At 71.5% G+C, this 12,212-nt stretch carries 13 protein-coding genes; 7 read left to right on the top strand and 6 right to left on the bottom strand.

Annotation, left to right across the window (positions count from 1 at the left end):
• The first annotated feature begins 38 nt into the window (after positions 1-38).
• The 4 genes from fabI (at position 39) to RIC31_RS10135 (ending at position 4,319) form a co-directional block, all read left to right on the top strand.
• A complete protein-coding gene (gene fabI / locus RIC31_RS10150; RefSeq protein ID WP_350106095.1) occupies positions 39-851 on the top strand; it encodes an enoyl-ACP reductase FabI in 813 nt (270 codons plus the stop codon).
• A gap of 20 nt (positions 852-871) precedes the next feature.
• Positions 872-1,966, top strand: a complete 1,095-nt coding sequence (gene aroC, locus RIC31_RS10145) for a chorismate synthase (RefSeq protein ID WP_350106091.1) — start codon at positions 872-874, stop codon at positions 1,964-1,966.
• A 93-nt stretch (positions 1,967-2,059) separates the two neighbouring features.
• Positions 2,060-3,814, top strand: coding sequence for a S49 family peptidase (locus RIC31_RS10140; RefSeq protein ID WP_350106088.1), 1,755 nt, complete (start codon positions 2,060-2,062; stop codon positions 3,812-3,814).
• A 16-nt stretch (positions 3,815-3,830) separates the two neighbouring features.
• Complete coding sequence (locus RIC31_RS10135) at positions 3,831-4,319, top strand: hypothetical protein (RefSeq protein WP_350106085.1); 489 nt, start codon at positions 3,831-3,833, stop codon at positions 4,317-4,319.
• Here the strand turns inward: RIC31_RS10135 and RIC31_RS10130 are convergent.
• The 4 genes from RIC31_RS10130 to RIC31_RS10115 all read right to left on the bottom strand — a co-directional run bounded on the left by RIC31_RS10130 (position 4,316) and on the right by RIC31_RS10115 (position 7,261).
• Positions 4,316-4,870, bottom strand: a complete 555-nt coding sequence (locus tag RIC31_RS10130) for a cytochrome b (protein ID WP_350106082.1) — start codon at positions 4,868-4,870, stop codon at positions 4,316-4,318. The two genes, RIC31_RS10135 and RIC31_RS10130, sit on opposite strands and share 4 nt — an antisense overlap.
• Complete coding sequence (locus RIC31_RS10125; protein ID WP_350106078.1) at positions 4,867-5,619, bottom strand: RNA polymerase sigma factor; 753 nt, start codon at positions 5,617-5,619, stop codon at positions 4,867-4,869. The genes RIC31_RS10130 and RIC31_RS10125 overlap by 4 nt, the downstream gene beginning before the upstream one ends.
• Before the next feature lie 58 nt (positions 5,620-5,677).
• Positions 5,678-6,292 (bottom strand): GTP cyclohydrolase I FolE, encoded by a 615-nt coding sequence (folE, locus tag RIC31_RS10120; protein ID WP_350106487.1) that lies wholly within the window; start codon positions 6,290-6,292, stop codon positions 5,678-5,680.
• 363 nt (positions 6,293-6,655) lie between these two features.
• On the bottom strand, positions 6,656-7,261 hold the full coding sequence (locus RIC31_RS10115) for a TetR/AcrR family transcriptional regulator (protein ID WP_350106075.1): 606 nt from the start codon (positions 7,259-7,261) through the stop codon (positions 6,656-6,658).
• A 50-nt stretch (positions 7,262-7,311) separates the two neighbouring features.
• Between RIC31_RS10115 and RIC31_RS10110 the strand changes: the two genes are divergently transcribed.
• The gene (locus RIC31_RS10110; protein WP_350106072.1) at positions 7,312-7,776 is read left to right on the top strand and encodes a DUF1330 domain-containing protein; all 465 of its coding nucleotides are present in this window, start codon (positions 7,312-7,314) and stop codon (positions 7,774-7,776) included.
• 43 nt (positions 7,777-7,819) lie between these two features.
• Here RIC31_RS10110 and RIC31_RS10105 read toward each other — a convergent pair whose 3' ends face one another.
• Both RIC31_RS10105 and RIC31_RS10100 read right to left on the bottom strand, forming a co-directional pair.
• A complete protein-coding gene (locus RIC31_RS10105; RefSeq protein WP_350106069.1) occupies positions 7,820-8,776 on the bottom strand; it encodes a DUF2806 domain-containing protein in 957 nt (318 codons plus the stop codon).
• Between the two features lie 30 nt (positions 8,777-8,806).
• A complete protein-coding gene (locus RIC31_RS10100) occupies positions 8,807-9,544 on the bottom strand; it encodes a TlyA family RNA methyltransferase (protein ID WP_350106066.1) in 738 nt (245 codons plus the stop codon).
• Positions 9,545-9,615: 71 nt separating this feature from the next.
• Here RIC31_RS10100 and RIC31_RS10095 point away from each other — a divergent pair, with 71 nt between their 5' ends.
• Both RIC31_RS10095 and RIC31_RS10090 read left to right on the top strand, forming a co-directional pair.
• Entirely contained in the window at positions 9,616-10,380 is a 765-nt protein-coding gene (locus RIC31_RS10095) for an extensin-like domain-containing protein (protein ID WP_350106063.1), read from the top strand.
• An 81-nt stretch (positions 10,381-10,461) separates the two neighbouring features.
• A complete protein-coding gene (locus RIC31_RS10090; protein ID WP_350106060.1) occupies positions 10,462-11,736 on the top strand; it encodes a tetratricopeptide repeat protein in 1,275 nt (424 codons plus the stop codon).
• The last annotated feature ends 476 nt before the right edge of the window (positions 11,737-12,212 follow it).

Here is a 12,212-nt window from a genome sequence, read left to right as displayed (position 1 = left end):
GCGGCAGTTATTGAACAATCGGGCGCGCAGAGGACAGGATGGCCGACGATCCCCGCATCATGGCGGGCAAACGGGGTCTTATCATGGGGGTGGCCAACGACCGGTCCATCGCCTGGGGAATCGCCAAGGCTGCCGCCGACCAGGGCGCGCAGCTTGCCTTCACCTATCAGGGTGAGGCGCTGGAGAAGCGCGTGCGCCCGCTGGCGGAACAGGTCGGCTCGTCGCTGGTCGAGCCGTGCGACGTCACCGAGGACGGCAGCATCGACCGGGTGTTCGAGAGGGTCGGCGCCGCCTGGGGCGGCCTCGACTTCGTGGTGCACGCCATCGCCTACTCCGACAAGGAGGAGCTGAAGGGAAAGTACGTCGCCACGTCGCGCGACAACTTCCTGCGCACCCTCGACATCTCCTGCTACTCGTTCACCGCCGTCGCCAAGCGCGCCGCCGACCTGATGCCGAACGGCGGCAGCCTGCTGACCCTGACCTATTACGGGGCCGAGCGGGTGATGCCGCACTACAACGTCATGGGCGTGGCCAAGGCGGCGCTGGAGGCCAGCGTGCGCTACCTGGCGGTCGACCTCGGCGGCCAGGGCGTGCGGGTCAACGGGTTGTCGGCCGGGCCCATGAAGACCCTGGCGGCATCCGGCATCGGCGACTTCCGCTACATCCTGAAGTGGAACCAGTACAACTCGCCGCTGCGCCGCAACGTCACGCTGGAGGATGTCGGCGGGGCCGGCCTGTACCTGGTCTCCGACCTGTCGGGCGGCGTGACCGGCGAGGTCCACCATGTCGACTGCGGCTACAACATCGTCGGCATGAAGGCGGTCGACGCCCCCGACATCTCGGTGGTCTGACCGCCGCGGGAGACGCCGCCATGGCGAGCAACGGTTTCGGCGAAGCGTTCCGGGTCACCACCTGGGGCGAGAGTCACGGCCCGGCGATCGGCTGCGTGATCGACGGCGCGCCGCCGCAGATCGAGATCAGCGAGGCCGACATCCAGCACGACCTGGACCGCCGCCGGCCGGGCCAGTCGCGCCACACCACCCAGCGTCGCGAGCCGGACGAGGTGAAGATCCTGTCCGGAGTGTTCGAGGGCCGGACCACCGGCACGCCGATCTCGCTGGTGATCGAGAACCAGGACCAGCGCTCCAAGGACTACGGCGAGATCAAGGACCGCTACCGGCCGGGCCACGCCGACTACACCTACGACGCCAAATACGGCATCCGCGACTACCGCGGCGGCGGCCGCTCGTCGGCCCGCGAGACCGCCATGCGGGTGGCGGCCGGCGCGATCGCCAAGAAGATCCTGGCGCGCCGGCTCGGCAACGCCTTCGGGGTGCGCGGCGCCCTGGTGCAGGTCGGCCCGCACCGGATCGACCGCGGCCGCTGGGACTGGGACGAGGTCGACCGCAACGCGTTCTTCTCGCCCGATCCGGTGGCAGCCGCCACCTGGGACGGCTATCTCGACGAGGTCCGCAAGTCCGGCTCGTCGGCCGGCGCGGTGATCGAGGTGGTGGCGACCGGCATCCCGGCCGGCCTCGGCGAGCCGGTCTACGGGAAGCTCGACACCGACCTCGCCGCGGCGATGATGAGCATCAACGCCGTCAAGGGTGTCGAGATCGGCGACGGATTCGCGGCCGCCGGGATCCCGGGCCACGAGGCCGCCGACGAGATGCGCATGGACGGCGACCGCCCGACCTTCCTGTCCAACCACGCCGGCGGCATCCTCGGCGGCATCTCGACCGGCCAGGAGGTGGTGGTGCGGTTCGCGGTCAAGCCGACCAGCTCGATCCTGTCGCCGCGCCGCTCGATCGACCGCTTCGGCGCCGAGGTCGAGGTGATCACCAAGGGCCGCCACGACCCCTGCGTCGGCATCCGCGCGGTACCGGTCGGCGAAGCCATGATGGCCTGCGTGCTGCTCGACCATCTGATGCGCCACGAGGCGCAGTGCGGGCCGTTGCGGACATAGGCCGGCGCCGATCCCCGACCGCCCCGCCCGGTTCGACAACGCCGGGCGTCGCCGCTAGACTCCGCGCGTCTTCACCAACACGCCGGACGTTCCATGATTCGCCGCTTCCTGGTCGGCCTGCTCGCCACCGTCGGGGCCCTGTCGCTGGTCGTGCTGCTGGCCTCGGGCGGTGCCCTGTGGTGGTGGATCGACACCTTCGACGACCCCGAGCCGCTGCCGGACCGGATCGTGCTTACGGTCGCGCTGTCCGGATCGCTCGACGAGGGCTCGCCGCTCGACCCGCTGGCCGAGCTGTTCCCCGAGGAGGCCGGCCTCGGCCTGGTCGACCTGGTGGACGCCCTCGACCGGGCGACCGCCGACCCGCGGGTGGCGGCGGCGGTGTTCGACCTGTCCGGGGCGGAGCTCGGCCTGGCGCAGACCCAGGAGCTGCGGGCCGCGGTGTTCCGCTTCAGGGCCGCCGGCAAGACCGCGGTGGCGTTCGCCGACAGCTACGAAGGCGGCAGCATCGGCCCCTACTACCTGGCGAGCGCGTTCGACCGGATCTGGATGCAGCCGTCCGGCCTGCTCGGCATCACCGGGGTCTCGATGGAGATGCCGATGGCGCGCGGCCTGCTGGAAAAGGCCGGCCTGCTGCCGGAGTACGAGCAGCGCTTCGAGTTCAAGGGGGCGATGGCGACGCTGACCGACAGCGCGATGCCGCCGGCGGTCCGCGACAACCTCTCGCGGGTCGCCGACTCGATGTACGGCCAGGTGGTGAGCGGCATCGCCAGCACCCGCCGGCTGGGCGGCACCGCCGTCGCGGCCCTGATCGACCGCGGGCCGCTGCTGGCCAACGAGGCGCGCAGCAACGGGCTGGTCGACGAACTCGGCTATCTTTCCGACGCCGAGGCCGCGGCCGGCATGACGACCGGTTCCGGGATCCCGGCCGCCCGCTACCTCGCCAGCGCCGGCCGTCCCAATGCCGAGGGCACCCGGGTCGCGCTCATCCATATCGACGGCGAGATCGACCGCGGCGGCGGCGGTGGGTTCGGCGGCCGGCTCGGGACCGGTTCGCAGGGCGTCGCGGCGGTGGTGGACGAAGTGCTCGAAGACGACGCGGTCCGGGCGGTGATCCTGCGGATCTCCAGCCCCGGCGGAAGCTACGTCGCGTCGGACACCATCCGTCACGATATCGAGCGCCTGCGCAGGGCGGGCCTGCCGGTGGTCGCCAGCTTCGCCGACGTGGCGGCATCCGGCGGCTATTTCGCGGCCCTGCCGGCCAACCACATCCTGGCGCATCCGGCGACCCTGACCGGGTCGATCGGGGCGGTCGGCGGCAAGGTCAGCGGCGCCGGGCTGCTGCAGGACATCGCGGTCAACGTCGACCGGATCGAGATCGGCCAGAACGCCGGAATGTTCAGCGTCACCCGGCCGTTCACCCCGGCCCAGCGCCAGCATCTGCGCCGCATCATGGATGCGATCTACGCCGATTTCGCCGGCAAGGTCGGCGAGGCCCGCGGGCTGTCGACCAGCGAGATCGACGCGGTCGCGCGCGGCCGGGTCTGGACCGGCGAGGACGCCCAGCGGGTCGGGCTGGTCGACGGCCTCGGCGGCTATGCCGAGGCGATGCAGCTGACCCGGCAGACCATCGGCCTGGCGCCGGACGCCGCGGTCGAGCGGGTCCGGTTCCCGCGCGGGCTGGGTTCGCTGGAGACGCTGCTGGACGCCTTCGCCGCCGGCGATATTCGCGGCACCTTAACGAAAATGCAGGGCATCGCTATATATGCTGAGGCGTTGATGCGCCTGGTGCCGGGACGCGGCAGTGGCCTCGTCCGGGCCGAGGGACCGGTCGTCGGACCGGTTCGATGACGGGGAGAGACCTGCGATGTCCAAGCGACCGAACACGGTCCGTACCGCCCTGCTGGCGGCGATCCTGATTCTGGCCGCGGATGCGGCGCTCGCGCCGGCCGCGCTCGCCCAGTCGGAGGCGAGCTCGACCACCGAGCGCAAGCAGGCCGAGAAGCAGCAGAAGAAGAAGGACAAGGAGTTCAACCGGGAGATCCTGTACCGGCATTCGGTCGGCCCGAAGGTGCTGGCGCTCGGCCCGTACTCGATCTCGCTGTTCGTCCGCGGCCAACCGCTTGAGGCCCGCCTGCGGGTCGCCGTCCAGATGACCTCGGAGCAGGCGCGGATCGCGCTCGAGGACCAGAAGATGGTGGTCAACGGGATCGTCTACCCGCTGGCGGTCCGCCTGTTCGAGCAGGGCCGTCCGAGCACCGAGCAGATCCGGGCCTTCAAGGAGGACACCCGCAGCCAGCTGATCGCCCGCTACCCGGACATGATCGACGACGTGTTCATCGAATCGATGATCTAGGGCCGGTCCGGCCGGCCCGGCAGCATGCGCCGCAGGGTATCGTCGCGGCGGACCAGGTGGTGGTGCAGCGCCGCCGCCACGTGAACGGCGACCAGCCCGGCGAGCGCGAACGCCATCCCGAAATGCAGCAGGAAGATCTGCTTCGCCAGGGCGTTGTCCGCCGGGACCGGCAGGGTCGCCGGAACGGTCCACAGGAAGTTGACCGGCCGGCAGCACGCCGAGGTCGCGGCCCAGCCGGCGATCGGCACCAGGATCAGCAGGACGTAGAGCAGGCCGTGCGAAGCCGCCGCCGCCCGTCGCTGCCAGGCCGGCAGGCCCGGGTCGAGCGGTGGCGCCCCCAGCCGCCAGCGCAGCGCCAGCCGGACCAGGGCGAGCGCCAGCACCAGCATGCCCGTCGACTTGTGCACCTCGTACAGGGTGTTGGTCAGCGGTCCCGGGCCCATCCGGGGAAGCGACAGACCGACGACAATCATCACGATCACCAGGGCCGCCATCAGCCAGTGCAGCAGCTTCTGCACGCCGGCATAGCCGGTGGAACCGTCAGAGTTCATTGCTTCGCCTCCGTTGTTGCGCCGCCGTTCGGACGAGCGTCCGCATGCCAGCCGTATCTCGGCGCGAGCCGTTCCAGCACGGCGCCGGTGGTCCGCAGACAGCGGCTGCCGAGAAACGGAAACGCCCCTTGGAGCGCCGACGCCACCGTGCCGTCGAGGGCCGCGCGCAGTTGCCCCCGGGCCCGGTGCAACCGGGTCCTGACCGTCGCCGGTTGCAGGTCGAGAGCCGCCGCCGTCTCCTGGACGCTGCAGCCATGGACGTCGCGCAGGATGAAGACCAGCCGGAACGCCTCCGGCAGGGTATCGACGGCATGCTCGATCAGCCGGTGGATCTGTGCCCGGGCGAGATCGGCCTCGGGGTTGTCCATGGCCGCCCCCGACGGGAACGCCACGACCCGGCCGAACCTGCCTTCGGTCCGCTCGACCGCTTCCAGCGATTCCGTCTCCCGCCGGCGACGCAGCCGGCCGCGCGCCTCGTTCAGGGTGATCCGGGTCAGCCAGGTCTGTAGAGCCGCTTCGCCGCGATATCCGTCGAGACCGGTGAGCGCCTTCGCGTAGACCTCCTGCAGCACGTCCTCGGCGATGCCGTCGTCGCGCACGATGCCACGGGCGACGCGGAACAGCCGCTGGTTCGAGCGTTGGACGATCACCCGGAACGCCTCGCGGTCGCCCCGGCGGGCGCGCGCGACAAGTTCGGCCTCGTCGAGGTCGTCATAGGCGGCTTCAGCGGGGCGTCCGGCAGGCGACATGCTGTCCTCCATGCTACACGGTTTCACGGTGCGCTGTCCGCCGACACGGCGGCATCGCTCATGGCGACAGCGCCGCCAGAATCTCAACCCGCGACTGGCCGTCCCGGTAATCGCCGAGCAGCCGCCGGGTGACGAGGACCGCCCCGTGCGCCCGGACACCGCGCGACGCCATGCACTCGTGGGTCGCGCGGACCACGACCGCCACGCCGCGCGGCTGCAGGGCCCGATCCAGTGCATCGGCGATCTGCGCGGTCAGCCGCTCCTGGATCTGCAGGCGCCGCCCGTAGGCGTCCACCAGCCGTACCAGCTTGGAGATCCCGACGACGCGATCGCGCGGCAGGTAGGCGACATGCGCCACGCCGCGGACCGCCGCCATGTGGTGCTCGCACCAGGACTGCACGGGGATGTCGCGCAGCAGCACCGCCTCGTCGTAGCCGCCCGCCTCTCCGAAAGTGCGCTGCAGATACGCCTCCGGGTCGCTTCCGTAGCCGGCGAACCATTCCTCGTAGGCGCGCACCACCCGTGCCGGGGTCGCCGCAAGCCCCTCGCGCCGCGGGTCGTCGCCGATCCAGCGGATCAGGGTTCGTACCGCAGCCTCCGCCTCGGCGCGGCTCGGCCGGGCGGCGATCTCGCCCGGGCCGTCGTCCAGTTCCGCCCTGTCCGTCCGCAGCATCGGTATCCCCGTCATCGATTGGCTCCGGGGTATTGGATGCGGCGGCGGCGGAAAAGTTCCCGTCCGACGGGCCGCGCCGGCCGGCGCTCCCGCACGGCTACGAGTTCGGCGACCACGCCATCGGCCATGTCCGGGCGCCGCCGACGCAGCCGGGCACCGACGGCATACCGGTCTACGGCCCGATCCCAGACCACGGCGATGCTCCGGCCGGCCTGGTTCGCCGCCTCGAACCCGATCGCGGCCCCTGCACCGCGCCCTGAAGCCCGGCGATTCTTTCGAGCTCGCCCTCGACTTCAGGCCCTCGGCCGCACCGTCCTGGCTGTGGCGGTCCGCCCCCCCGGACACCGACCGGCGCACCCGGAATCATCCGGACCCGGGACGCCGCTGCAGGAGGGTCGCGGAGAGGGTCCGGCGCAGGATGTGCGCGGTACCGGCCGCCGGCCAGTTCCGCTCACCGGCGAGCAACGCCCACATCTGGACCGACGAGGCAGCCCACAGATAGTCGGTGGCCTGCTCGACCGTCCAGTCCGGGCGAAGCGCATCCTCCTTCGCGATGCCGGCCACCAGTTCGCGAAGCCAGCCGCGCAGGTCGGTCATCCGGTCCTCCCAGGCCGACGCCGCGTCCGGATCGGTCGGACGCAGCCGGATCAGGTCGCGTGCAACCGGCAGGATCGCGGGAACGAATTCGAACCAGGCGGCCAGCCAGCGGTCGAGGCGTTCCTCGGGCGTCGCGGCGCGCATCGCCTCGCCGAAGCTCTCGTGGATCCGAAGACGCTCGTCGGCACGCCGCACCAGCGCCATCAGCAGCCCGGCCCGAGACCCGAAATGGATGTAGACGGCCTGCCGGCTAATGCCGGCGGCCCGGGCGATCTCGACCATCGAGACGTCGGCCCCGCGCTCTGCGATCAGGTCCCAGGCTGCGTCCAGGATCTCCCGATGAGTCCGGCGCGAGCGAACATTTGTTGACACGCGTAAACTTTCTGTTTTCTTTACATGCGTCAAATTACGGAGACCGCATGATGACCGTCAATCCCGAGACCGAGACCCAGGTCGAGCAACTCCGCGGCTGGTACGGCGACGGCCGCGACGGCACCTGTCCGACCTCCGACCAGTGGCGCGGCGTCCTGGAGCGCTCGCCGGCCTCGCCGATCACGCTGATCAACTTCTTCAAGCTTCGCCCGGTGGCCGACTATCCGGACAACAGCGCCGAGGCCTCGAACGGTCTCAGCGGACAGGCGGCGTTCGACCGCTATGCCGAGGTGAGCGTCCCGGCCATGCAACGGGCGGGGGGGCGCTTCCTGCTCGTCGGGCCCTTCGAGGGCAGCTTCCTCGGCACGCCGGAGGACTGGGACCTGGTCGCAGTCGGCTCCTACCCGAACACCCGGGCGTTCCTTGCGCTGTACACCGATCCGGATTACCGCGCCGCGTTCCGGCACCGCACTGCCGCCTGCGCCCGGCAGAAGGTCATGGTCTGCTCGGGCTAGACCGCAGCCCCTCAACGCCGCAGCCCCTCAGCGCCGCAGCCCCTCAGCGCCGCAGCACCGCGATGTCGCAGAACGGCGAATGCTTCGACACGATCTGCTCGTCCGAGCGCTCCAGGATGTCGGCCTGGGCGGTCTGGAAGCCCTGGCGCTGCACGGTGCGGACGATCTCGACGATGTAGTCGGTGTCGGCGCGGATCTCGCCCTCGTCGAACAGCGCCCGCGCCAGGGTGGTGCCGGCCTCGGTCAGCCGGTAGCACGCGAGATTGAGCTGCTTGTTCGGATCCTCATGGGTGATCCGCAGCGCCTTGTCGGCATACAGCAGGTTGGTCGAGAACCGGTCGCTGCGCTGGCTCTGGAACACCCGGTTCAGGTCGCGGTTGGTCCGCACCAGCCCGTATTCCTCGAGCAGCAGGATCTGGTCGCCGGTCAGGTCCTTGCGATCGAAGAACTCCTGCCCGAGCCGGATCACGAAGTTGTTGATCGCGAAGGCCGCGAACCGGGCGAACAGCCGCAGCGCCTCCTTCGACAGGCCGGGCAGTCGCTGCAGGGTGTTCGGCGGTACGGCACCCGGGCGCCGCACCTCCATCACCAGCAGCCGCGCCCACAGCCGCGAGAACTCGGCGTCGGCGGTGTCGGACACGGCGTCGAAGAACCGCGCGGCCCAGTCCTGGTCCGGGGTGCCCTCCTCGATCGTGTCCGGCAGTATCCGCAGCGCCCGCTGCAGCACCGCCTCGACGTTGATCTGGCGGCGCAGCTCGATGTGGTCGGTGCGCTCGGCGGCGCGATCGACAAGGTCGCCGCTGCCGTCGCCGGTCGGCCGGGCATGGTACAGGCCACGCAGCCAGTCGCGCTGCACCAGGCCCAGGGTCGTCACCACCATCTCGTTCAGGCGGGCGAGCGAAGGCGAGGCGAGCGCCGTGGCCGACGGCTTCGGCAGGCCGAGCGCCGGGATCTCGGGGGTCTCAGTGTCGGCGGCAGAGCTGTCCGGAATATCGGTCATCGCCCCTCTCCTGCACCGTTCGCAGCGAGCCTAGCATAGACGGGTTGCGGCGATCAGGAATTCCACGTTGCCCTCGGGCCCGGTGATCGGCGAGCGCGTCAGCCCGTCGACCCGCCACTGCCCGGTGCCGTCCAGCCAGTCCCTGATCCCGGCGCACACCGCCTCGTGCACCGCCGGGTCGCGCACCACCCCGCCCTTGCCGACCTGCTCGCGTCCGGCCTCGAACTGCGGCTTGATCAGCGCCACCAGCCGGGCGCCGGGCCTTGCCAGCGCCATGGCCGCCGGCAGCACGGTCCTGAGCGAGATGAAGCTGGCGTCGCACACCACCAGGTCGACCGGCTCGGGGATCTGTTCGGCCGTCAGGTGGCGGGCGTTGGTCTTCTCCATCACCAGCACGCGCGGGTCGGACCGCAGCTTCCAGGCCAGCTGGCCGTGGCCGACGTCGACCGCGTAGACCCTGGCCGCACCATGGGTCAGCAGGACGTCGGTGAAGCCGCCGGTCGAGGCCCCGACGTCGACTGCCACCGCCCCCGTCGGATCGATCGCGAACTCCGCCAGCGCATGCGCCAGCTTCAGCCCACCGCGGGACACCCAGGGATGGTCCTGGCCGCGCACCTCCAGGGCGATGTCCTCGGCGACCTGCTGGCCGGCCTTGTCGAGCCGGCGCTCGCCGGAGAACACCAGCCCGGCCATCACCAGGGCCTGGGCGCGGGTGCGCGACTCCACGAGGCCGCGGTCGACGAGGAGCTGGTCGAGGCGTCGCTTCATCGGAATCCGTCCACAAGTCGGCACGATCCGGCCACCGCATGGCCGCGTTCCGACCATAGCATCCGGTCCCCATGGATCGGGAGAACGGCAACGACGCACCCGGCGCCGCACCGGATCGACGCAGGCCAGGCCATTTTCTGGCGATCTGCGTCCTGCCGCTGCTCGGCCTTGCGGTGCTGGTGGCGGTCGGCCTCACCCTGCTGCGGCTCCATCCGATCCCGCCGGAGCACCTGCCCTTCGGGCGCCTGGACCTGACCCGGCCGATCGGCCTCGCCACCGGCTTCCAGCTCGCCCGCCTGCGGGCCGACCCGTCGATGTGCCGGGGCGTGCTCGACATGTCGGCGCTCGAGATCCGCCCGATCCCGAGCCGCCGGAGCGGCCCGTTCTGCGGCCTGCTGAACGCCGTCGAGCTGCAGCGCTCGACCGTGCCCTACTCCGCCCCGGTGCGTGTCACCTGCCCGATGGCCGCCGCGCTGTACTTGTGGGAGCGCGAGGTCGTCGGGCCGGCCGCCGAGCGGCACCTGGGCAGCAAGCTCGCCGGCATCGACCATCTCGGCACCTATTCCTGCCGGCGCATCGGCGGCGGCCCCGCCGGGCGGCCGAGCGAGCACGCCACCGCCAACGCCATCGACGTCGCCGGCTTCCGGCTCGAGGACGGGCGCCGGATCACGCTGGCCGGCGACTGGAGCGACGGCGCCGAACCCGAGCGGGCGTTCCTGCGCGAGATCCGCGCCGGCGCCTGCGACCTGTTTCGCGTCGTGCTCGGCCCCGACTACAACGCCGCCCACCGCGACCACTTCCATCTCGACATGGGGGCGTTCCGGGCGTGCAGGTGAGTTGCGGCCGGGCACATGGCGTTTGAGTTTCGCCCGCCTGCCGCCGACAATGCGCAACCGCAACCAGGACGGCCGCCCCCCATGCCCCAGGACCGCTACGGCAACAGCCTCTCCACGTCGTCGGACGCGGCGCGCGACGCCTATGTCGCCGGCGTCGACCGCCTGCTCGCCGCCCAGCCCGGGGTGGAGCAGGCGTTCGAGGCCGCCATCGCCGCCGATCCGGACTTCGCGCTGGCCCACATGGCGCTGGCCCGCACCCGCCAGGCCATGGGCCGGGGCGACGACACCCGCACGCCGATGGTCGCCGCCCAGGCCCTGGCGGACCGGCTGCCGGCGCGCGAGGCCGCCCATGTGGACGCGCTGTCGCTGCTGGTCTCCGGCCAGGGGCCGGCGGCCTACAAGGCGATCCGCGCGCACCTCGCCGAGCATCCGCGCGACGCCCTGGTGGCGCAGACCTGCACCGGGGTGTTCGGCATGATCGGATTCAGCGGCCAGCCCGGCCGCGAGGCCGAGCAGCTGGCCTTCACCAGCGGGCTCGCGCCGCATTACGGCGACGACTGGTGGTTCCTGGCGCAGCACGCCTTCTCGCAGGTCGAGGCCGGGCAGACCGGGCCGGCGACCGCCACCATCGAGCGCTCGCTGGCGATCAACCCGCGCAACGCCCACGGCGCCCACATCCGCGCCCATGTCTACTACGAGGCCGGCGAGACCGCCGCCGGGCGTGCCTATATCGACGGCTGGCGGGCCGACTACGAGAAGGCCGGCCAGCTGCACTGCCACATCTCCTGGCACGTCGCGCTGTGGGCGCTCGAGCAGGGCGACGTCGAGACCATGTGGCGGGTCTACGAGGCCGACGTCGCGCCGGGTGCGGCCTGGGGGCCGGCGCTGAACGTGATCACCGACTCCGCCTCGCTGCTGTTCCGGGCCGAGCTGGCCGGGGTGGCGGTACCGGCCGAGCGCTGGCGCCATGTCAGCGCCTGGGCCGCCCGGCTGTTCCCGGCCCCCGGCATTGCCTTCGCCGACGTGCATGCCGCCCTGGCCCACGCCATGGCCGGCGACGGCGACGCGCTGGCCCGGATCGTCGCCGACGCCAAGGGCCCGGCCGGCGACGTGGTGCGCGAGCTGGCCGAGGCGTTCGGCGCCATGGCCGCCGCCGGCTGGCCGGACGCGGTGCGCCACCTGACCGCGGTCATGACCCAGCACGAGCGGATCGGCGGCAGCCGCGCCCAGCGCGACCTGGTGGAATACGCCCTGCTGAACGCCCTGCTGCGCCAGGGCAGGGCCGAGGAGGCCCGGCTGCTGCTGTCGATACGCCGCCCGCTGAAGGTCGGCAGCCACGCGGTGAAGGGGCTGTAAGCCCGCTTCGCGTGAAGCCACCGACCGGCGGGTGGGTTCCGGCTCTGCGCGACTGCGTCGCTTCGGCCGGAATGACGACAGAGAGGGACGGTGGCGCCCCCTCTACGACGTCATTCCGGAGCGGTCCGCCAAAGGCGGGACGCATCCGGCTTCAGGCCCGCTTCGCGTGAAGCGACCGAGCGGCGGGTGGGTTCCGGCTCTGCGCGATGGCGTCGCTTCGGCCGGAATGACGACAGAGGGGGACGGTGGCGCCCCCTCTACGACGTCTTTCCGGAGCGGTCCGCCAAAGGCGGGACGCATCCGGCTTCAGGCCCGCTTCGCGTGAAGTTGCCGAGAGGCGGGTGGGTTCCGGCTCTGCGCAACGGCGTCGCTTCGGCCGGAATGACGACAGAGGGGGGACGGTGGCGCCCCCTCTACGACGTCTTTCCGGAGCGGTCCGCCAAAGGCGGGACGCATCCGGCTTCAGGCCCGCTTCG

Source organism: Thalassobaculum sp. (assembly GCF_040219615.1).
In the GTDB taxonomy this organism is placed as follows: domain Bacteria; phylum Pseudomonadota; class Alphaproteobacteria; order Thalassobaculales; family Thalassobaculaceae; genus Thalassobaculum_A.
This window is presented reverse-complemented; position numbering and strand designations above follow the sequence as displayed.

What these genes read in the sequence shown, in the direction of transcription:
- fabI (WP_350106095.1), top strand. Translation starts at nt 39, where the DNA reads ATGGCCGACGATCCCCGCATCATGGCGGGCAAACGGGGTCTTATCATG.
- aroC (WP_350106091.1), top strand. Translation starts at nt 872, where the DNA reads ATGGCGAGCAACGGTTTCGGCGAAGCGTTCCGGGTCACCACCTGGGGC.
- RIC31_RS10140 (WP_350106088.1), top strand. Translation starts at nt 2,060, where the DNA reads ATGATTCGCCGCTTCCTGGTCGGCCTGCTCGCCACCGTCGGGGCCCTG.
- RIC31_RS10135 (WP_350106085.1), top strand. Translation starts at nt 3,831, where the DNA reads ATGTCCAAGCGACCGAACACGGTCCGTACCGCCCTGCTGGCGGCGATC.
- RIC31_RS10130 (WP_350106082.1), bottom strand. Translation starts at nt 4,870, where the DNA reads ATGAACTCTGACGGTTCCACCGGCTATGCCGGCGTGCAGAAGCTGCTG.
- RIC31_RS10125 (WP_350106078.1), bottom strand. Translation starts at nt 5,619, where the DNA reads ATGTCGCCTGCCGGACGCCCCGCTGAAGCCGCCTATGACGACCTCGAC.
- folE (WP_350106487.1), bottom strand. Translation starts at nt 6,292, where the DNA reads ATGCTGCGGACGGACAGGGCGGAACTGGACGACGGCCCGGGCGAGATC.
- RIC31_RS10110 (WP_350106072.1), top strand. Translation starts at nt 7,312, where the DNA reads ATGACCGTCAATCCCGAGACCGAGACCCAGGTCGAGCAACTCCGCGGC.
- RIC31_RS10105 (WP_350106069.1), bottom strand. Translation starts at nt 8,776, where the DNA reads ATGACCGATATTCCGGACAGCTCTGCCGCCGACACTGAGACCCCCGAG.
- RIC31_RS10100 (WP_350106066.1), bottom strand. Translation starts at nt 9,544, where the DNA reads ATGAAGCGACGCCTCGACCAGCTCCTCGTCGACCGCGGCCTCGTGGAG.
- RIC31_RS10095 (WP_350106063.1), top strand. Translation starts at nt 9,616, where the DNA reads ATGGATCGGGAGAACGGCAACGACGCACCCGGCGCCGCACCGGATCGA.
- RIC31_RS10090 (WP_350106060.1), top strand. Translation starts at nt 10,462, where the DNA reads ATGCCCCAGGACCGCTACGGCAACAGCCTCTCCACGTCGTCGGACGCG.